This is a genomic window from Pontibacter pamirensis (assembly GCF_010015475.1).
GTDB classification, from domain to species: domain Bacteria; phylum Bacteroidota; class Bacteroidia; order Cytophagales; family Hymenobacteraceae; genus Pontibacter; species Pontibacter pamirensis.
The window spans coordinates 20,274-39,192 of the sequence record NZ_SSNI01000050.1 but is presented as its reverse complement, the minus strand read 5'-3'; the positions used below and the strand labels follow the sequence as shown (position 1 = coordinate 39,192).

At 49.3% G+C, this 18,919-nt stretch carries 17 protein-coding genes and 2 pseudogenes; 9 read left to right on the top strand and 10 right to left on the bottom strand.

From position 1 onward, the window contains the following. Positions 1 to 811, top strand: a pseudogene (locus E1919_RS24260) (hypothetical protein); the annotation flags it as partial. Between the two features lie 996 nt (positions 812 to 1,807). Beyond that, positions 1,808 to 2,944 (top strand): SMP-30/gluconolactonase/LRE family protein, encoded by a 1,137-nt coding sequence (locus tag E1919_RS24255; RefSeq protein ID WP_162056004.1) that lies wholly within the window; start codon positions 1,808 to 1,810, stop codon positions 2,942 to 2,944. Between the two features lie 544 nt (positions 2,945 to 3,488). Here the strand turns inward: E1919_RS24255 and E1919_RS24250 are convergent. Continuing rightward, on the bottom strand, positions 3,489 to 4,658 hold the full coding sequence (locus E1919_RS24250) for an alpha/beta hydrolase (protein ID WP_162056003.1): 1,170 nt from the start codon (positions 4,656 to 4,658) through the stop codon (positions 3,489 to 3,491). A gap of 696 nt (positions 4,659 to 5,354) precedes the next feature. Here E1919_RS24250 and E1919_RS24245 point away from each other — a divergent pair. Then, a complete protein-coding gene (locus tag E1919_RS24245) occupies positions 5,355 to 5,522 on the top strand; it encodes a hypothetical protein (protein WP_162056002.1) in 168 nt (55 codons plus the stop codon). A gap of 110 nt (positions 5,523 to 5,632) precedes the next feature. Here the strand turns inward: E1919_RS24245 and E1919_RS24240 are convergent, their stop codons facing one another. The 3 genes and pseudogenes from E1919_RS24240 to E1919_RS27750 form a co-directional block, all read right to left on the bottom strand. Further along, on the bottom strand, positions 5,633 to 6,028 hold the full coding sequence (locus tag E1919_RS24240) for a response regulator (RefSeq protein WP_162056001.1): 396 nt from the start codon (positions 6,026 to 6,028) through the stop codon (positions 5,633 to 5,635). Between the two features lie 11 nt (positions 6,029 to 6,039). Continuing rightward, the gene (locus tag E1919_RS24235; protein ID WP_162056000.1) at positions 6,040 to 7,113 is read right to left on the bottom strand and encodes a PAS domain-containing sensor histidine kinase; all 1,074 of its coding nucleotides are present in this window, start codon (positions 7,111 to 7,113) and stop codon (positions 6,040 to 6,042) included. Positions 7,114 to 7,419: 306 nt separating this feature from the next. After that, positions 7,420 to 8,500: pseudogene (locus tag E1919_RS27750) on the bottom strand (ISAs1 family transposase). 451 nt (positions 8,501 to 8,951) lie between these two features. Here E1919_RS27750 and E1919_RS24220 point away from each other — a divergent pair. Continuing rightward, the gene (locus E1919_RS24220) at positions 8,952 to 9,218 is read left to right on the top strand and encodes a hypothetical protein (RefSeq protein ID WP_162055997.1); all 267 of its coding nucleotides are present in this window, start codon (positions 8,952 to 8,954) and stop codon (positions 9,216 to 9,218) included. Positions 9,219 to 9,325: 107 nt separating this feature from the next. On the opposite strand, the gene E1919_RS24215 is transcribed toward E1919_RS24220, so the two are convergent. Further along, a complete protein-coding gene (locus tag E1919_RS24215) occupies positions 9,326 to 9,754 on the bottom strand; it encodes a hypothetical protein (protein ID WP_162055996.1) in 429 nt (142 codons plus the stop codon). A gap of 617 nt (positions 9,755 to 10,371) precedes the next feature. Here E1919_RS24215 and E1919_RS24210 point away from each other — a divergent pair. Beyond that, the gene (locus E1919_RS24210) at positions 10,372 to 10,614 is read left to right on the top strand and encodes a hypothetical protein (protein ID WP_162055995.1); all 243 of its coding nucleotides are present in this window, start codon (positions 10,372 to 10,374) and stop codon (positions 10,612 to 10,614) included. On the opposite strand, the gene E1919_RS27975 is transcribed toward E1919_RS24210, so the two are convergent. The 4 genes from E1919_RS27975 to E1919_RS24190 all read right to left on the bottom strand — a co-directional run bounded on the left by E1919_RS27975 (position 10,611) and on the right by E1919_RS24190 (position 13,759). Beyond that, a complete protein-coding gene (locus E1919_RS27975) occupies positions 10,611 to 10,811 on the bottom strand; it encodes a helix-turn-helix domain-containing protein (RefSeq protein ID WP_262888762.1) in 201 nt (66 codons plus the stop codon). The genes E1919_RS24210 and E1919_RS27975 overlap by 4 nt on opposite strands. A 340-nt stretch (positions 10,812 to 11,151) precedes the next feature. Then, positions 11,152 to 12,114 carry an IS3 family transposase gene (locus tag E1919_RS24200; RefSeq protein WP_237144834.1) on the bottom strand — a complete coding sequence of 321 codons (963 nt, stop codon included), beginning with the start codon at positions 12,112 to 12,114 and terminating at the stop codon, positions 11,152 to 11,154. Next, a complete protein-coding gene (locus E1919_RS24195) occupies positions 12,111 to 12,449 on the bottom strand; it encodes a transposase (RefSeq protein ID WP_162055993.1) in 339 nt (112 codons plus the stop codon). Before E1919_RS24195 ends, E1919_RS24200 begins: the two co-directional genes overlap by 4 nt. Positions 12,450 to 12,553: 104 nt before the next feature. Beyond that, positions 12,554 to 13,759 carry a sensor histidine kinase gene (locus E1919_RS24190; protein ID WP_162055992.1) on the bottom strand — a complete coding sequence of 402 codons (1,206 nt, stop codon included), beginning with the start codon at positions 13,757 to 13,759 and terminating at the stop codon, positions 12,554 to 12,556. Between the two features lie 275 nt (positions 13,760 to 14,034). Here E1919_RS24190 and E1919_RS24185 point away from each other — a divergent pair, with 275 nt between their 5' ends. Continuing rightward, positions 14,035 to 14,607: a recombinase family protein gene (locus E1919_RS24185; RefSeq protein ID WP_162055991.1), complete on the top strand. Its 573-nt coding sequence runs from the start codon at positions 14,035 to 14,037 to the stop codon at positions 14,605 to 14,607. Between the two features lie 8 nt (positions 14,608 to 14,615). On the opposite strand, the gene E1919_RS24180 is transcribed toward E1919_RS24185, so the two are convergent. Further along, entirely contained in the window at positions 14,616 to 14,858 is a 243-nt protein-coding gene (locus E1919_RS24180; protein WP_162055990.1) for a hypothetical protein, read from the bottom strand. A 1,283-nt stretch (positions 14,859 to 16,141) separates the two neighbouring features. Here E1919_RS24180 and E1919_RS24175 point away from each other — a divergent pair. From E1919_RS24175 to E1919_RS24165, 3 genes are all read left to right on the top strand, one after another. Then, positions 16,142 to 16,366 carry a hypothetical protein gene (locus E1919_RS24175; protein WP_162055989.1) on the top strand — a complete coding sequence of 75 codons (225 nt, stop codon included), beginning with the start codon at positions 16,142 to 16,144 and terminating at the stop codon, positions 16,364 to 16,366. A 745-nt stretch (positions 16,367 to 17,111) separates the two neighbouring features. Beyond that, positions 17,112 to 17,888 (top strand): LuxR C-terminal-related transcriptional regulator, encoded by a 777-nt coding sequence (locus tag E1919_RS24170; protein WP_162055988.1) that lies wholly within the window; start codon positions 17,112 to 17,114, stop codon positions 17,886 to 17,888. 224 nt (positions 17,889 to 18,112) lie between these two features. Continuing rightward, positions 18,113 to 18,754: a porin family protein gene (locus tag E1919_RS24165; RefSeq protein ID WP_162055987.1), complete on the top strand. Its 642-nt coding sequence runs from the start codon at positions 18,113 to 18,115 to the stop codon at positions 18,752 to 18,754. Positions 18,755 to 18,919 lie beyond the last annotated feature (165 nt).

Here is an 18,919-nt window from a genome sequence, read left to right as displayed (position 1 = left end):
CAAGGGCAGCAGAAAAGCGGGAGGCACCATCCTGGTGTTCGACCCGGAGAATGCAGAGGCGACAGTGCAGCCCTATGCCTGGGGCTTCCGCAATGCCATAGGAATCGCATGGAACAGGGACAATGAGATGTTTATCGCGGTAAATGGTTATGACAATGCCGCCGGCAGGCCCATCAACGACTACCACGACGGCACCTACCGGGTGAGAGAAGGCGCCTGGTACGGCTGGCCTGACTTTGCGGCTAATTTTTCCCCTGTTACCGATGCCAGGTTCAAGCCCAACAGCTCCGCCATCCCGCCTACCTATAAAGGCAGGGAAAGAGTTGCAAAGGAACTGCATTTTCTCATTGACCATAAGGCAAGCGGGTTGGAGCAGCCAGACACATCGCTGATTCTTGGCTTGCATGAAGTGAACGCTTCCCCCTCAAAGCCTGATGTTGCGCCTGAGGGCTGGGGGGAGTATGCCGACCACCTCTTCGTGCCGGAGTACGGGGACTTCCAGTGGATCACCAACCCCTTGAGAGACAAGTTCGCAGGCAACCGCATTGTCCGGATGAAGACCAGCGGCAGCGGAGAGCACACTGTGCACGCTTTTATTCAGAACGAGAAGTCTGGTCCCGGTTCCCAGCAGGGCCGGCTGGGGGAGGGAATCGAAAGGCCGTACGATGTGAAGTTCGGGCCTGACGGGGCCATGTACATCGTTGACTTTGGCTCGCACAGAACAAGCCTGAAGCGCATAGCGGAGGGGCATTTCCCGATAGATTTTGACAGGGGAACAGGCATGGTCTGGAGAGTAACAAAAACGAAATAAATAGCTTAGTCACTCTTTGATACTGGTAAAGGCTAAACCAGTGGCTTAGCTTGAACAGAAGGTGATAAAAGGCAAAAGCAAGGTAAGTCAACCTTGCTTTTGCCTTTTATCTTGAACATAATCTGGCTTATAGGTTGGTTTTTGTACTAATCGTTGTAACACGCCACCTGTTTAACATAACAGTAGTTATGAGATAGAGAAAGGTATAATTTTTACAAGTTGCCTTAGTCGCTGCTACTCACGTTCGTAGAGCAGAACTTTGAGCATGTAACTCATAACCAACCACTATGGAGAATAAAATTAGAAGATTTATGAAAGCAAAGAGAGGGGTATTGTTTGGATTTCTTTGCACGACGTCCATTCACCATCGGTTCTCTCTAGAAGAGCTCCTCTTTTCATGTAGCAGCACCTAATAAAAGCAAAAAGGAATGCACTATGGGTACATTCCTTTTCAACCATTCTTTGGTGTATATCAAACGCTACAGGTATCTGCATTGTTATCAGAGACTTCGTTTTTATTTTGCCTCATAAAGAAACTACTACTTTAGGACGTGCTTTCCAGCTGGCTTCTCTTAAAGAGGGTTATTTATGGTAAAATACCCTGTGTCGACCTGAAAAGATTGACAGTTCTCGATGCTAACTTTTTCCTCAAGCTTACAAGTCACACATAATGCCTGCCCTCATTTACCTTTGTTGATTCGGGAAAAATACATCCGCAGCATCGCTTTGCCTTAATTCTTTCCCTTTTATCCTGGTCGGCATAATGTCAACCTGTTTCAGGTCACGACACCCCATGGTAGATGGCAGAGGAAGTTTTTAAAAAGACAGAGGGAAAAAACCAAAAACACTTCCGTCACTTCGCCTGTATGTAGCTTAGTCAACTAAAGGAACAGCATCGTTTAGAATTAAATGTTGCATTACCCTCTCACTTGTCTTAAGCACCCGAATTAGCAAGAGAGGACAGCATTTCAACACGAAGAGAGAGAAACATACATCATGAAAAAATTACTTATAGTGCCTGTTGCAGGCATGCTTCTGGTAACTGCTTGTTCACAACCGAAGTCAGAGGCGACCATAGAGACTGCCACTACAGCAGCAGGTATATCGGAAGAAAACACAGCAGCAAAGCCAGCAGACGCCCAGCTTACAGAGGTAGCCACCTTCAGGGGCAATCAGGTAACAGGGGTAACGGTAACGGAAGAAGGACGCATCTTCTCCAATTTCCCAAGATGGCGCGAAGGAGTGCCTTTTTCAGTGGTAGAGGTGATGCCCGACGGCTCTCATCGGCCTTACCCGAACGAAGCCTGGAACAGCTGGAACGGTCAGCCACAGCCTAATCAGTTTACCAGCGTGCAATCGGTGGTGGCGCACCAGGGATCACTCTACGTGCTGGACCCGGCCTCTCCTATGATGAAGGGTGTAGTGGGGAATGCAAAGCTGTACGAGTTTGATCTGGCAACCAACACCCTGAAAAACACCTGGGAGTTTGACAGAACCATTGCCCCGGAGGAGTCTTACCTCAACGACCTGCGGATAGATGAGGAAAGGGGGGAAGTTTACATCACGGACTCAGGCCTGGGAGCCATTGTGGTGCTGGATACTGAAACAGGACAAGCCCGGCGCCTGCTCGATAAGCATACTTCGACGAAAGCAGAGAACGTATTCCTGAACATAAACGGGGAGAAATGGCTACGCCAGGGAAAGCAGCCCCAGATCCATTCCGACGGTATCGCCCTCTCGCCTGATAATGATAGTCTGTACTACCACGCCCTAACCGGTTACACCTTGTACCGTGTACCGACGGAGGCCTTGGCTGATAGCAGTTTGGGGGAAGAAGCTTTAACCGAACAGGTACAAAGTCTTGGTAACACACCAGCGCCCGATGGGATGATCTTTGATGAGCGGGGGAACCTATATATGGCTGACCTGGAGCGGGGCGCTGTGGTGTACCGCACACCTTCTGGTGAGATAAAAACACTCGTGCAGGACCCGCGCATCCAATGGGCAGACACTTTTACCATTGGCCCAGATAACATGCTCTACTTTACCACGTCTAAATTAGCGGCAGCTACAGGCGATATAAGCAACATGGAGTTTAACATTTTCAAAGTCACGCTTGCACCACAGGAGTAAGCAGGAGCAAGATAAAAGAACAGCGACTTCTGCCTTTAGCTTTTGTACCAGACAAACCGAATGTGGGAGCAAGAACTGGAGAGGCGGCAGTCTCGGAGCTATACGATAGTTACGCGCCTGCCCTAATGGGTGAGGATAGGCATGTCGTCAGAAGCCAGCAAATAGCTAAAAACATGATATAGGAGTGGTTTATGTAGATATAAGTCTCGATGTAAAGCTATGACAGCTTCAAGGGCAGGCTCTTCGCCTGGTCCTGAACATCGCTGCCGTGCGGCTTTGACGCTGTGCGCTCGCTCCACTACCGGAAGAGGCAGCTGAGAAACTAAGCCTCCCACTGGGAACTGTGAAGACAAGGGCACGAAAGGCGATCCTGCAACTCAGAATCCTCTTCAGTCTCGTCCGTGTTTACTTATCAACCCGGCCTGAGAAGGGACATGAAATGACTGCTCCTCCTAAACAGCGATAGCTACTCTACCTTTTGGTAAAGCAGCTATCGCTGTTTAGGAGGAGCAGTCATTTGCTGCGCTCCCTGCTCAACTGAGCCTTACTCCTTGAAGGCCTCTTTCAGTCGCATGGCGGCAAACTTCTGCGCCGCCACGGCCTCCTCCAGCAGTGCGTTCATGCCGAAGAACTCGTGCGTTACCCCTTCATAAACCCGGCGTTCCACTGGTACGCCTGCTGCTGCCAGCCGCTCTGCCAGGACGCCTCCTTCGTAGCGGAGGGGGTCAATTTCGGCGTTGATGATGGTTGTCGGTGGCAAGCCACTCAAGTCAGCATTTACGAGTGAAATCAGCGGACGTTCTTCTGTCTGCCAATCCGGAACGTACAGGTTAAAGAACCAGCGCATAAGGGCCTTGTTCAGGAACAGCGCATTCTCATACAACTCGTAGGTAGGCGACTCAATGTCTCCGTCTGCTATTGGGTAAATAGACACAATATGCTCCGGTAGCTGCACATTCCGCTCTTTTGCCATCAGCGCTACCGCTACAGCTAAGTTGCCACCTGCGCTTTCGCCGGCAGTGGCTACCATCTCAGGGTTACCGTTTATTTCAGATGCATGCTCGCGTGCCCACTGGTAAGCGGCAAAGGCATCTTCATGCGCCGCCGGGAACATGTGCTCAGGGGCCTGGCGGTAAGCAACCGACATCACGATGGCACCGGATTTCTCTGCCAGTTCGCTGGCGGATGCCTCGTAGGTGTCTAGGTTGGTGATCACCCAGCCTCCGCCATGGTAATAAACAATGACAGGGTAGGGGGAAGTGCCAGTGCGTGGCGTGTAAGTCCGCACCAGCAGTTCATTGCCGGTTCCGTTTGGTATCGTCATGTGGTTGATCGCTACATTGGCGGGCTCCGGGCTGATGTCATTCTCCCGCAGCAGGTCTACCAGTGCATCGTGGAAGGTTGGCTCCTCCCGCGCCTGTTCTGCCGTTAGCATCGGGTAAGGCACCACGTTGTAGCTCTGAAACTGCTCAATCACGGCCAGCATCTGCGGGTCTATGTCCGGGGCCCACTCTGGCTGCGGACCCTTGGGTTGAATCTTGTCGGCTCTGTCTACGGGGTCCTTGTCCGGCAGCACATCTTCAATGTACTCACAGCTGAACAAGAAAAGAGCCATGAACAGCACCGAAAACTCCTTGGCGCCCCTTGCGGATAGTTTAAGAAGGGTGCTGGCACACAGCGTTTCCTTCCTCATTTGAGATAAGTTGTGTTTCATAGATATAGAATTTAGGTTAATAAAGTTCTTGTAGAGCCTCGAAGGGGAGCGAGAAGCAGTAATACGGAGAGGTACTGAGATTTTAGAGGTTGCACGCGCGAAAACTTAAAATATAAATGTGTAGTTTCTGCCTCTTAAAGGGGATGTGGGACATGTCAGGCAGTTGGAGCGGCGTTTTAGAAGAGGTTGTTCCTGCTTCTACTGAAGTGTTTACGGGACGCCCCATACTTGGTTCTTAACTTAAGTGAAACAGAAGCGTGTGATGCGCCTGTGTTTGAATATACCTTAGGCACAACCGGAAAAGGAGGCATTCAGTACTTGGCTATTAAACTCCTTGCCAGTATGATTTGGCTATTGACTAAAATAATGCAAAAGACTGACTTACAACTAAAAATACTTTTTTACTAATGCAATGTAATCCATGGTTGTAAAGGGTTTATATATATGATCGGTAGTATCGACATAAGCATTTATTTTCACCAAATCGTAGAAACTGGCTGAGGAAGCCAACCCAAATACATGCTTTGCTTTATGTTTTGGATCTAAGTTTTGTAGATTTATAAAAACTCAAACCCATTCATTTCCCGCATTTGAATATCCAGCAAAATAAGGTCTTCCGCCTCCCTTGATATATAGAAATCATGTAGATAAAAAGTTCTCCACGATAGGGAGTTTTTTTGTTATATAACGACACTTATGTTCAACTGGAACGTCTGTAACGGCCGCTTGCATGCGAAGCCTGAAGCGATAGCGAAGGGTGGGCATGAAATGGTGTTCATCAACGCCATCGAGAGCTTTCACCGCCAGGTCAGGAAGGTGAGCAAGACGAAGGGGGCAGCTCATACATGGCCCTTCCGAAACTGATATATCTCTCGCGGCACATCACCAACCCGAAGGAACCAGACGAGAAAATTGCATGTGTAAAAATTGTAAATATTTCTTATTTACCACAGAACCTGAACTAACTGGTGTTCTCAGCGGCTTCCCCTCATATTTTTCTGAACTTTATGTATAATATGCCTCTCAAGGGGTTTTTGAATTAGTTCTGTCACCAGTGGATGCTCCTTTGCCCGCGCTATGTCTGAAGGGGCCAGCGAAGAGGTTAACAGGTAAATGAGGCATTTTGCTTGTAGTTGTTCTTTATATGGTTCGAGAGTCCCTAAAAGGTCCCATCCTGAGATTCTAGGCATATTCAAATCCAGGAAAATGACTTGGGGCACCTGGCCGGAAGATATTTGCTGTTGGAGAAACTCCAGGGCCTCCTCAGGATCATCAAAGGCAATCACTTTGTCGGAAAGACCTTCAAGTTGGAAAAGCTTTTTGTATAAAAACAAAGTAATTGGCTCATCATCAATTAGTACAAAATCCACAAATAGCTGAGTTAATGTAGTGAAATCTTAAAAATCGTCCCTTCATTGGGCCTGCTGCTTACTTCAATTTGGCCTCCCAGGCTCTCCACATGAGCCTTGACCAAATACAAGCCCAGGCCACGACCGGAATGTTGTGGATGAAACCGCTTGTAAAGCTTGAACACATCCGCGCCTGCCTTGTCAAGATCAATTCCTGAGCCGTTATCAGCAAATGAAATCTCCTTATTTTGACCGTCCTTTACTGCTACAGTTAGATTTACCTGCAACGGCCGCTGCTCCGATCGGAACTTTATCGCATTGGACAGCAGGTTAGAAAATATGCTGTAAAGATAGGCCCTGTTCCCCAATACCTGAATACCCTCAGGGATGGACACCCGTACAGTTCCCCCGCAATCACTAAGAGCTTCTTGAAAGTTTTGAACGACTTGCTGAACGACTTTGAGTAGCGGAACGGACTCAATTTGCACAAGGCCTTCCTTATCGCGTATCGACAAAATTGTGTTTATATCACGAACAACATGATCAAGCTGTCTAAGGCTGGTTCCCAAGTGTGTCAGCGTGGATTCGAAGTCAGAAGAGCCTGGGTCTAAAATTTCCAGCACTTCTACTAAGCCCAAGGCATTGGTCAAGGGGCTACGCAGGTTGTGAGAGACCACATAGGTGAACTGCTGTAAATCTTTGTTTTTCTCCAATATTTCCTCCTGCGCCTGCATTTTTTCTGTAATGTCCCTTGCAATCATATGCACCCCTACCACTTTTCCATTCTCCATCACCGGTATTTTTACTACATCCCAGTGTCGGGGATCAGAATTTCCCTGAGGGGTATATAGATCAAACCTAACTGTTTTGCCTGTGAATGCTTCTTTGAGTTTTTCTTCATAAAGGAGCTGAACATCCTCAGACAGAAACTCATTGTAGTTGCGATTAATTACGTTTTCCTTTGGTTCCTGGACCAGCATGAGAAAGGCAGGGTTAGCATCCAGTATAGTGGACTCTTCGTTCTGATACAGAATCAGCTCAGGGGTAGTTTCGAATAAAGAACGAAACCGAATGTCTCTTGCAGGGCTTGAGAAATCATTTTCCATAGACATCCTTATTAGTAATGAAACATTAGCGAAAACGGTAATTTGGCAGCAAAAGTTAAAGCCTTTCTAAACAAAAAGGTTTTCTCCTGAAAGAGGTTGACAAAGTCATTCCGGAAAACGTGGGAATTTTGAGCAGGAAAGTGGAAGTTAGCTTGCTTGGTCAAGTCCGCCCCTGTTTCGGCGGCCTGAATGCTAACCGCAACAAGACGCAACGGAGTGTTGCGCAACGAAAATGCAACGCCGTGTTGAACAGCCCTATAAGCCGGGAACAGCCAGCATGCGACCCCCATCTAAAGTAGGGCCGTTTCATTCTAATAATTCTATTATCTTTTGGGGCTTGTTGGCCACCATTCTCATGGCCTTTGTTGTGGGCTCACCTGTTTTGGCCAGCGCCCCAATGGCAAAGCTCCTCAACAGCGAGAGGATTGCCGGCCCATTTCCCAGCCTCACCCTGCTCTTGTCTTCCCCGAAGACCACGTCCTTGGTCCAGTGCAGGTTGTTCTCCACCGACCAGTGCCGGCGTATGCCCGCCTCAAACTCTTCTGCCCTGAGCCGCAGGTCACTGATATAGTAGCCTACCCGCTCATACGCCTGCCCTTGCCTGGTGCCCCAGCGCGTCACCTTCAGAAACGTGCTCAACCCGCTCCACTTCTCCTTTTGCCGCCCCTGGGCCCGGTAAACCTCCACTTTCCGGTGCTTCCTGCGCCCCTTCCCGAGCTGTGCGAAGGTAAAGCTCTCTACCGGCTCCTGCCTGCACACCTCCTGCAGTTCCCTGTAGAGCAGGCCTTGGTTAGCCTTCACCTTCACCACGTAGTGGCTCTTGTGCCCGGTGATGGCCCGCAGCGTTTTTTTGGGTGTGCAGGGCATCGGCCGTGAACACCACTCCCTCCAGTCCGGAGCGGTTTATCAGCTCCTCCACCACCTTTATCTCACTCTCCTGCTTGTTGTGAAAGCTGCAGGAGGCCAGCACCAGTTTGGCCGGCTCGAAGAAGAGGCTTACCATGTTGACAAAGTCCTGGTTGCTCTCCCCGTGCCGCTCCACCGTCCCCTTGATGGCCTTGCCGTCCAGGTGCACCCACTTGTAAAGCTCCTCTCTTCCCAGGGCCGCCCGATTCCAGCGGCTCAGCACCTGTGAGAGGGCCTCGGTGGGCAGGTGCATAAGCACGCGCCGGATGGTAGAGTAAGAGGGCAGGCGGCAAAGGCCCAAACGCTGGAGCAGTTCCTCCTTGTTGGCTCTGACGAAATCTCCCATGGCCCGGTAGCTGCTCATCCCGCTGACCACGGCCATCATACTTATTAGCACCACAAGGCCCACACCATGGCGCATCCCAGCTCGCCTCCTCTCGTCAGGCAACCGGTTGAGTTGCTCTATTAGGTCGCTTACCATAACCCCTCCTCTCTATTTTGTATAACAGCTTATACGGCTATCACAGTAGAATGAAACGGCCCTGCCATCTAAAGGCTATTTTGGCGGTAATAGGTGCTTTTTCCTGCTTTTACAGCTGTTGGTCTGGGACGAAAATGCCTCAGGTTCTTTCCCTTTACCTGCTATTTTGCCGGTTGTAGCAAAGGCTTATTGCAGCCAGAAGCAAACACAGGAATGTTACTTTTTGATATGACTAGTCATGTCTGAAATATTTAATATATGGTATTTTATTTATTAATGGTAATAAAATAAAGCTAAAGTATTGCGCATACTGTCCTTAGTGCAAGCTCCGCCACGGATAGTTGTAGCTTCTGGCCCGTGCTTTGTGTTACCCTGCATATGTTTGTTTCCTGTTGCCGTGCAGGACAAGCGTGTATCATTGAACCAAGTAAAACCAAAAGCCTATCGTTCCATGAGTGTTTCAGCTGCTTCTTTTCGCCCGAAGGTTCTAAAGAGCCTTAGAAGAATCTTTACATTGGTCTCCAGCTCCCCAAAGGCAGAGGCTGGCTTGCAGGAGGAGCCTTTCGGCTTCTACACCACAGACGGTAGTGTGGTGGCCTATAAAACAGGAGCAAATGCTGTAAGTGCCGGGGCAGGGATATTTGTTGGCGGCTACTTTGTCGGTGTTGCAGATGACAATGCGCCTATTGGCAACAACATGCCCTTTATCAAGTACTGACTGCTACAGGATGCGGTGCCCCTGCAAGGGTAGTTACGTTTTACCAGCGCTTATCTTTCTCCTTATGAAGATTCGAAAGGAGCGCCACCCGCAGCCAGTGTGTTTGCTTAGAACCTGATATTTGCTATCCAGTCGGCGGCATCCTTGTAGTTCTTGAACTCACCTGTCTCCACTGTTCTGCCGGTTCTCCCTTTGATTTCCTCTTCAAAGGCAGCCTTGCTAAGCGTGCCGGTGGCGTTGACCAGCGCCAGCAGCCGGAGTTTAGAGTTTACCACGGCCTGCGCCAGGCATCCTAGTGCCCACCGCTGCTGTTCCGCAGAAACTCCCTCCAGGCCCCTTGAGTCCTGGATCCAGCTCCCTATTTCCATCCTGTGGGCCCACTCCACAGACAGGTCGATGCCGGCGCGAAACTGCCCGGCAGAGGGTGCAGCCAGCCACTCAGAGTGCATCAGCCTCAGGTTGCTGTCCACCCACACGTGCAGGCAGGGGCTCTCATACTCGTATATGCCCTCGGGCAGTAAATTTGTCCAGTTCATGCTAATTTGTTCAGGGTGACATCGAGGACAAAGGCGCATGGCCCACCTGCCTGGAGGCTGTCTGTGCTAATTTTTTTTCGGTTGCCCAAAGGCCTAGGCAAGGAAGCTTTTGCCTGGGGCACTGAAGCGGATAGAGGGCAAAATAGCAATGCATCCTGTATTATGATATGCTAGTTTCTGCCTGCCTGTAACATGGAGAGTAAAGGGCAAAAGGAGCCGGATTCACCCGGAAAGACTAACTAGTGGAACCTATCAAATGTATTTTATGGCAGAAACAGCATGAAATGTAACATCAACATAAAAGAGTATAAGACTCAAGTTACACCTCCCATGGCTCTGTACAGCTATCTGGTGTAGCACCCTTCAAACTTCCCAAGTACAGTTCAAAGAGTGTCTGCTCATGGCTTGGCAAAAGAAAAGGGCAGCCACCGGCTACCCCTTCATCGTGACAACAATTTCATGAAAAAAACTCTTCTCAGAGTTATAGGCCAGACACAAACGCAGCCACATTAATTCCGGCATGGCCAGGATTTTGCTGTTGCTTTCCTACCTCACTGATACAATACCTGGAGCCTAGAGCCTGCACTTATGGCGGCTGTGTGCGCATAGCCCTTGTGATGCATCTGCAAGAGTTTAACGCCATGTCCCTGAAAGAAAGAGCCGCCATTGTATGGAATCGGGGCACTTTCCTTGTTTCCCGCACAGATGGGAACTACGGCCTGGCGCTTTACCACATGGGCAGGTTCTTCTGCGAGATGAGGTACGACCCTGCATTCAATGAGATTGTGCTGGTGCAGGGCTTTACCAGCCAAAGGTTGCCCGAGCCGTACCTGGAGTTGATTGAGCTGCCGCAGCTCTAGCTCAGGCTGGCGCTTTGGATGTAGCAGTAGCAGGTAGTCCTGCCGATGCCCAGAATCTTTGCTGTCTCCTCCACGGTATACGTTCCGGAGTCGAAGAGTATCCTGGCTGACTTGGCCTTCTCCACGGCTGCTTTTGAAAGGCCTGTGGGTCTGCCGCCCTGCTGCCCTCTTTTTCCCTGGCTTTCGCTGAATCTAATCCCGCCTTAGTTATTTCGCGGATAATTTCTTTGTCCCTCTGTCCCGGGAAATGTGGATTTTTTGAGCAGAAAGGTAGAGGTTAGCTTGCTTGGTCAAGTCCACCCCTGTTTCGTCGGCCTGCATGCTAACCGCAACAAGACGCAACGGAATGCAACGAAGTGCAACACCGCGTTAACAGCCCTATCATTGCCTCGTCCTGAAAAAAGTTGACAGTTTTTTTTCTTTAATTCTTCATCAAGTTTACAAATAATACTTAGTCCTGCAAGCCCTTTACACTGGATCTTCCTTGGGAAATATTGCCTAGCAAGTAACTCATCGGGCTTCTGCTTCTATGTCCTGCTATAGCTTTACACCTATAGTCTTTTCGCCTTTGTTCTGGTCTGCCCGGGCTGTCCCATCTTCACTTGTTTTGCCTTTTTTGATAGCATAGTAGTTCTTCCAGTGCTTCTTCAGTTCTCCGGTTCTGGTGTGTGCCTCCACAGGGGTGAGCATGTCCACGCTCGAGTGCGGCCGCTGGTGGTTATAGATACTGATGGCCGCGGCTATGGCTGCCTGCGCGGCAGCGAAGGTAGGGTAAACCACCTCCAGCAGTTCCTCTTTGAGGATGCCGTTGACCCGCTCTGCCAGCGCGTTCTCGAGCGGGTCGCCCTTCTGTGTCATGGAGATGGCTACGGCATGGTCCTGCAGGAGCTTCACATAGCCGGAACTGCAGTACTGCAGCCCACGGTCAGAATGGTGGAGAAGCCCCTGATGGGCTGGGTTTCCTCCGAGCGCCATCTCCAGGGCACAGATACATCCATAGGCGGAGAGATCCCCGCACAGGTGAAAGCCTACTATCTTGTGGCTGTAGGCATCGGTGATCAAGCTCAGGTAGGCAAATCCATTCTGCAGATGGATATAAGTGATGTCGCTAACCCACAGCTGGTTAGGGGCCGATGGTACAAAGCCTATGATCAGGTTGCTGTACTTGCGGAGCCAATGACAGGAAAAGGTGATTTGGGGCCTGGAGCGCCTTCTTTTCCTAACCAGCAGGCCCTGCTCGCGCAGCAGTTCGAAAAAGCAGTACCTGCCTATCTCAATCCGGTGATTGGCCATAAAGGAGGTCATCATCACCAGCAGCTTGCGTGCTCCTATTCGTTTCTGTGACTGGCGGATTCGCAGGACTTCCTGCAAGAGCAGGTCTTCTTGCAGGGCCTGCTGCTCCTGGGCTTTGATCTGCTGATAATAGGCCTGTCTGCTGTAACCAAACAATGAGCAAAGCGTCCCCACGGAGCGGGAAGGCCTTCTTTGCTCTACTCTCATGATTGCCTGGTGCCAGCCTTTTTTCGGATTGGGATACCCGTTTCCTCCTCGGCTATTTTGATCACTTCCAAAAGCACCTCATTTTCAAGCCTTGCCCTAAGTAGCTGGGCCTGGAGTTCCTTCACGTCAGAGGGAAGGGGAACATCTCTTTGCAAATCCGGCGAGGGCTTAACGCTTTTAACTTTTGGTGGACTCTTCATCTGGCCTTGGTGTTTGAGAACCCAACGGCGGATCTGGTAAAAGTTTATGCCGTGTTTCTCCCCCAGCATACGGTAACTCAGCCCGCCCAGCAGGTACTCGGCTACGATTCGTTCTCTTAATTTTCTTTCCTTCATTTTTGTCGACTTTGTGTCAACCTATAGCAGGACAAGACACATTCCCCCTCTGTTGCTCTGCGTTGCCTAAAGTTTCGAATGGAGGGAATCACCCTATGAGCATCCTAGAAGATTACCAGGAAGGCTGTTCCCTTGCCTGGGGTGCTTTTTACCTGGATTTGCCCGTTGGCGGCGTCCACCATTCTCTTGACTATGTACAGGCCAAGGCCGCTCCCTTCCACATGGTCATGGAAGCGTTTGAACATGGTGAAGACTTTATCCTGCTTATCAGGCGGTATCCCCAAGCCGTTGTCTTCAACCGTAAGGTGCGTTTTGCCGCCGCTCCTCTCCATCCGCACAGTAATTTCCGGCCTCCTGTCAGGCGAGCGGTACTTGATGGCATTGCTCAGCAGGTTATGGATGATGCTTTTGAAGTTCTTGCCGGAAAACCCGGAGAAGAGCCTTTCCGCGGAGACCACCTTGATTTCAGCGCCGGACTCCGCTATCTGCTTGTGCAAGTTCAGCTTTGCGGTTTCCACCGCACCATAGATGTCGAGCTCTTCGGGTTCCTTGCCGAAGCTTGTCTTTTCAATCTCCACAATAGTCGTAAGGTCACGGATAGTTGTGGTAAACCGTTTGATGGTAGACCGCATCAACTGGGCGATCAGGTTGGTCTCCCCTCTGTCTATCGGCTCCCTGGCGAGAGCCTCGGAGAGCTCGTCAAGCAGACCCTCGATGTTGGACACCGGTGACTTCAGGTCGTGGGACGCCGTGTAGACAAAGTTGTCAAGGTCGAAGTTGGCACTGACAAGGGCTCTGTTCCTGCTGTCCAGTTCCTGGTTCATCTTATAGCTACGTTCCAGCAAATCCTGGCTTTGCAGGTGAAAGGCCAGCAGCTCGGCGAACATGGTGAACATGCCGATGACCTTGCCGTTGTTCACCTGTGCGGGTTTTGCGTCTATGGCGCAAAGGGTCCCGAAGAACTCCCCGTTCTTTAGGATGATGGGAACGGATATGTAGCTTTGCAGACCATACATTTTGGGGGTGTGATGATTCTTGTAGAGGGTGTCCTCGCTGACGTTGTCGATGGCTACCGGCTTTCGGCTGTCCCGTATCTCGTTGCAGATGGTCGTCTCCACCCTCAGCTCCCCTCCCTCTTCCAGGCCAAACTGCACCCGGTCAAGGACGCTGCAGGCAAGCCACCTGTCTTGCGTCACCCGGGCAACCGCCGCAAAGCCCATTCCGGTTGTCTGGCAAATAACATCAAGTATTGTGGGGACAACTGAAATTTGCCTGACGGCTTCCAGGTCCTTCAATAATTCGTCCGGCATATCAATTAAGCAGTGTCACACCTTTACGAAATATCAGGCTTGGTAAGGATGCCACGGTTTTGGATAGTTCCTAGGCTTGAAGTTAAAAGAAATTTAGGGATTGTGCATGAAAGACTACGATTAGTCCTGAAATAAGCAGTCCCGGAAAACGTGGGAATTATGGTACAAACATAAAGCTTGCCGATACCTGCCCCTGCAGCCTGTATTGCGTCCCGTTTTGCCGTCCCAGAAATCAAAATTTTTTTTTAATTTTGGGATGAGTTAATGGTACTGATATGAAGATAGGATACGCCCGGGTCTCGACCCAGGACCAAAGGCTGGAGCTGCAGCTTGACGCCCTCACCCAACACGGCTGCGGGCAGATATTCAGAGAGAAGAAATCCGGAAAAAGCAAAGAGCGCCCGGAGCTGGAGAAGATGATTTCTCAGCTTCGCTCCGGAGATACGGTAGTGGTGTGGAAGCTCGACCGGCTGGGCCGCTCGCTCAGGGACCTGATCGACCTGGTGGCGGAGTTCAAGGAAAGGGGGGTGGAGTTTGTTAGCCTGCAGGACGGCATCAACACGGCTACGCCCACAGGCAGGTTCACCTTCAACATCTTTGCCTCATTGGCTGAGTTCGAGCGGGAAATCATCCGCGAAAGAACCAATGCAGGGCTCTCCTCAGCAAAGGCAAGGGGAAGAAAAGGCGGCAGGCCAGCAGGCCTTTCAAAGTCCGCACTGGAGAAGGCCAAGTCAGCCAAAATCCTCTTTGAGTCCGGAACAAAGACAGTGGAGGAGATAGCCAAGATACTGGGCATCGGCAGGACTACCTGCTACCGCTATATCCAAAGCGCACGCGAAACGGAGTGAAAGGAAAGCTAGAGCCTCGGTAGCTCGATGAGTTCCAGGTAGGGCTCGGGCAATGTTCGACTGGTGAAGGCCTGCACTAGCATAATCTTATTTTCAACAGGGTCATACCACATCTCGCTGAAGAAGCTGCCTATGTGGTAAAGCGCCAGGCTGTAATTGCCCTTTGTACGGGAAGAGAGGAAGGTGCCCAGCTTCCACACGCTGGCGGTTCTTTCGTTTAGGGGCAGGGCGTTAAACTCTTGCATGTCCATCACAAGGCTATACGCAGCAAGCCACAAGGGGTAAAGGCGCTGCACCGGCTGGAATTAATGTGACTCCGCTTTTACATAGCCGCAACAACAGCAAGATGGCAGCAGTAAGCGTTGCTCGGCTTAACGAGCGGAACAGAAGACATCCCTTAAGCCCTATCAAAATACTCCCGATTTCTGTGCCTGCATTTCAACCAGAGCAAAGCGCACATTAGGTAAGCTTCCCTTTGAAAAGAGACAGCCGGTGATATGCTTGGATATATGAATATTGACTACCTTGCGCGCCTCAAGAGCATCCTGCTCTTTTCATCATAAATGGTCCCTGCGGACTTTAGCTTTGTAAAAGGAAAGGCTGCCCGATAAAGGCAGCCTTTCTTGTTCGGCTGAAAGCCAGGCGATGCGGCAGGAGGCAAAAAAGTGCCGCTGTTTTAAACGTACCTCCTGCTGTGCAGCACTATGTCAACAAAAGGAACACAACACCACACATCAAAAGCGGCACTCCGCAGTAGTAAAAGAAGCTATTGAGCGGTAGAGTATATCGATTTCCGCCATAACCGGCTGTGAACGGTCATGCTACAGCTTTTTATTACACCTGGTTCTGAGCCGCCAAGGCTTAGCAAGAGCCAAAAATGATGCAGAAATGATTAGAAACGCTATTAAAAGGCCCAGAAGTGCCTTTTAATAGCTAAAAATAAGCCGCAGCAACAGTCCAGCAACAGTCCAGCAACAGTCCAGCAACAGTCCAGCAACAGCCCAGCAACAGCCCAGCAACAGCCAGCAACAGCCCAGCAACAGCCAGCAACAGCAGCACTAAGCGTTGCTCGGCTTAAACGGTCAAAATAGAAGAGACCCCATAAGCCGTCTCAAAATCTTCACGTTTTCCGGGACAGCGGCACAGGTGACATTAAGGTTTTCTGCAGTTGTTATGACTGCTGTTTAGTATCTTGATTTTGTGGCACTTGAATGTTACAAAGCCACTTGCATTTACCTTTCATATTGTGACTCCTATCTATATTTTACAAGTCTAAGGAAGGTAGTTGCTGAATAAAGCTCTTGAAATCTTAGTAGTACTAAAGGGATTGAAGAACAAAAGCAGGTAAGCCAATCTATACTGAGCCCTTGCCGCAGTACAGGAAGTGAATATCGAATTATCAGTGAACCCTACCTGCAAGGCAGCTACGCCACCGCAAAGCTGTACCGTTGTACCCCTTTAGATTTGTCCTGTTTTTTGCTAAACTTTTTTCAGGACGATTCAAGCAGATTGTAAACTTAACAGCCAATGCTTCATGAGACATTTTAAAATTAAGCTTAAAAGTCCAGGACAGCAGGAGGAATCGTGGGCAGGCGTCAGGGCAAGCTGCAAACAGGAAGCAATCGCTATAGCGAACACCTACAGTAGGGAAACCACCGTGGGTACTGCGTTTAAAAAGCGCTCCAGTGTTGCCAAGAGTATCACTGCAACAGAATACTACATGTTGCTTGATGCAGCCCCGCTTACAGGAATGTTCTGAACGCTCCAAAGTCATGGCTGAATAAGCCTCCACTCATCCACTAACGTCACTCATCTCAGGAACAGGGAATGACTGTTACTATGCCATTCCCTGCTGGCCATAAGCCAAGCAACAGCGGATGCTGTAGGCTGTATCAACATTCCACGTTTTCTGGGACAGGCGCAACGTTCTGTCCGCAACAAGACGCAACAAAAAGCGCAACAGAGCGCAACAAAACCGCAACAAAATTTTGCTACAACCGGCATAGCAGAAGGTAAGTTCACGCCTAGAGCAACAGCTCTAAAAGCAGGAAAAGGCACCTATTACCATCAAAATAGCCTTTTGATAGGCTTTGCATGCTGGCTGTTCCCCGATAATGAACCTGTTCAATGTAATGTTGCACTCTGTTGCGCTTTTTGTTGCGGACAGAACGGGCGCTTGTTGCGGTTTTGTTGCAGGCCGACAAAACAGGTGTGGACTTCATCAAGCAGCCTAACACCTACATGCCATCTCAAAATTCCCCCGTTCTCCGGGATAACTTTGTCAACCTATTTCAGGAGAAAACCTCCTGCCAATAGCTAAGAGCAGGTCTATTTCTTGGCTTCTTCTGGGCAAGAGCTGGATGCTTAGGCTTTTAAGAAGAGCCTTATTTACAGAACGAACGTATATGCTTCTTGTCAAATTTATAACCGCCACTATTGTTAGATGTACTTGCAGCATGCAAACCATTAAAGAAACGTGGCTTGCACATAAAAGCTAAAATGCAATGAAACCAGTTGTATATGAACAAGCGCAAAGAATCTGGAAAATTATCTCAGAGGGCAATGGAGGAGCAGTTACTGCAGAGGGCTACAGATTTGAGCTTGAGTTGCATAAGAGACTCCTTTCCTTCTTTCAGGTGGGCGAGTACTACTATTATATTTTCAATGTCAGAGACTCCTGTTTTGATTTCATGAGCGCAGACGTGAAATCAGTATTGGGTTACACTCCAGATGAAGTAGATATTCCTATGATGATAAGCGCCATGCATCCTGAGGATCAGCCCTGGTTTCTGTCTTTTGAGAGAAAAGTAGGAGAGTTCTTCTCCGGGTTGACCCTAGAGCAAATACCCAACTACAAAGTCCGCTATGACTATCGCATCAGGAAGAAGAACGGTGACTATATCCGGGTTCTGCAGCAGGTGGTCACCATCCAGTTTGATGAGCAGGGGCGTCTTTTACGCACCCTCGGCACCCACACGGATATTTCTCATCTCAAGCAGGAAGGCGCTCCCGTGCTCTCATTTATTGGGCTCAACGGGGAGCCTTCCTACATCAACGTTACTGTTGAAAAAGCCTGGTTGCCCGCCCACACTTTACTTTCTGCAAGGGAAAGAGATATATTGCTCTTACTCGTCCAGGGCTACAACAGCGAAGAAATAGGCGGAAAGCTTTTTATAAGCAAAAATACAGTGCAGACGCACCGTAAGAACATGCTGCACAAAACCGGCTGCAAAAGCACTCCGGCACTGATTTCCTTTGCTATCAAATCAGGAGTGGTATAGTGTTTAAATTGATTTCACACGAATCCAATAAATCCCATATTTTTACAGTGCAGCGGGACAGGCATGTAAATTCTTACTGCGGTTCTGAAGCAATACTAATTGCTGTTTTGCACGATGGCGAATTACCCACTTCTGGGTATTTTTCAAAAACTAACATATAGAATTTTGGAAATACATTGTTTGTTTATGAATATTGTTTCGCAAAATATAACAACATAATTTCCATGAAAAACAAGTACCTATTAACAGTTGCAGCAGCCCTGGGCTTTACTTTCGCAGCTGAGGCACAGACTGTGTCAGTTGGTCCCCGCCTTGGAGCCACTTTCTCAACAATGAATTACTCTGGCGAGGATGCAGAGGATTACAACGAGGCGGTAAAGTCAGTGGCCGGTATGCAGATTGGAGGGGTTGCAAACATCATGATTAACGAGCTGTTCTCCATTCAGCCGGAACTGCTTTATGTACAGAAAGGCCTGAAGATGGAAGAAGATGGCGCAACTTACAAGCAAAAGCTGAACTACCTAGAAGTGCCCGTTTTAGCGAAGGTTTCTTTTGGCGCGGAGCAACTACAGGGCTTTGTCACTGCAGGCCCATCTGTTGGCTACTGGTTAAGCGGTAAAGAAAGGATGGAGTATGACGGCGAGAAGGAATCTGATGACTATGAGTTTGGAGACGAGGATAACAGAACGGAGCTTGGTGCAAACTTCGGCGTTGGTGTAGCCTACAAAGTAGGCGCAGGCGCCGTTAACTTCGATGTAAGGTATGGCTTTGGCCTGTCAAGTCTATATGAAACATCGGAAGGTGATGATTCTAAAGTTAAGAATCGTGTACTGGGTGTTTCCTTGGCTTACCTGTTCAGCCTATAGCACATATGATGTAAACATGAATCATCCCAAGCTTAGCTGGTGCCACTAAAACAGGAGGATCTCCTTTTTCTCCCTCTAAACTCAAGATGATTCATGTTTATATATTTGCAATCCGGAAGTGATATGGTGGATATATCCGCTATTCTGGATTAAAGATAACATAAT

Bases quoted from the DNA above. Each gene is read 5' to 3' on its own strand.
- E1919_RS24195 (WP_162055993.1), bottom strand. From the start codon at position 12,449: ATGAAGGAAAGAAAATTAAGAGAACGAATCGTAGCCGAGTACCTGCTG.
- E1919_RS24175 (WP_162055989.1), top strand. From the start codon at position 16,142: ATGAGACATTTTAAAATTAAGCTTAAAAGTCCAGGACAGCAGGAGGAA.
- E1919_RS24185 (WP_162055991.1), top strand. From the start codon at position 14,035: ATGAAGATAGGATACGCCCGGGTCTCGACCCAGGACCAAAGGCTGGAG.
- E1919_RS24165 (WP_162055987.1), top strand. From the start codon at position 18,113: ATGAAAAACAAGTACCTATTAACAGTTGCAGCAGCCCTGGGCTTTACT.
- E1919_RS24255 (WP_162056004.1), top strand. From the start codon at position 1,808: ATGAAAAAATTACTTATAGTGCCTGTTGCAGGCATGCTTCTGGTAACT.
- E1919_RS24245 (WP_162056002.1), top strand. From the start codon at position 5,355: ATGTTCAACTGGAACGTCTGTAACGGCCGCTTGCATGCGAAGCCTGAA.
- E1919_RS24210 (WP_162055995.1), top strand. From the start codon at position 10,372: ATGCATCTGCAAGAGTTTAACGCCATGTCCCTGAAAGAAAGAGCCGCC.
- E1919_RS24190 (WP_162055992.1), bottom strand. From the start codon at position 13,759: ATGCCGGACGAATTATTGAAGGACCTGGAAGCCGTCAGGCAAATTTCA.
- E1919_RS24170 (WP_162055988.1), top strand. From the start codon at position 17,112: ATGAAACCAGTTGTATATGAACAAGCGCAAAGAATCTGGAAAATTATC.
- E1919_RS24200 (WP_237144834.1), bottom strand. From the start codon at position 12,114: ATGAGAGTAGAGCAAAGAAGGCCTTCCCGCTCCGTGGGGACGCTTTGC.
- E1919_RS24250 (WP_162056003.1), bottom strand. From the start codon at position 4,658: ATGAAACACAACTTATCTCAAATGAGGAAGGAAACGCTGTGTGCCAGC.
- E1919_RS24215 (WP_162055996.1), bottom strand. From the start codon at position 9,754: ATGAACTGGACAAATTTACTGCCCGAGGGCATATACGAGTATGAGAGC.
- E1919_RS24220 (WP_162055997.1), top strand. From the start codon at position 8,952: ATGAGTGTTTCAGCTGCTTCTTTTCGCCCGAAGGTTCTAAAGAGCCTT.
- E1919_RS24180 (WP_162055990.1), bottom strand. From the start codon at position 14,858: ATGGACATGCAAGAGTTTAACGCCCTGCCCCTAAACGAAAGAACCGCC.
- E1919_RS24235 (WP_162056000.1), bottom strand. From the start codon at position 7,113: ATGGAAAATGATTTCTCAAGCCCTGCAAGAGACATTCGGTTTCGTTCT.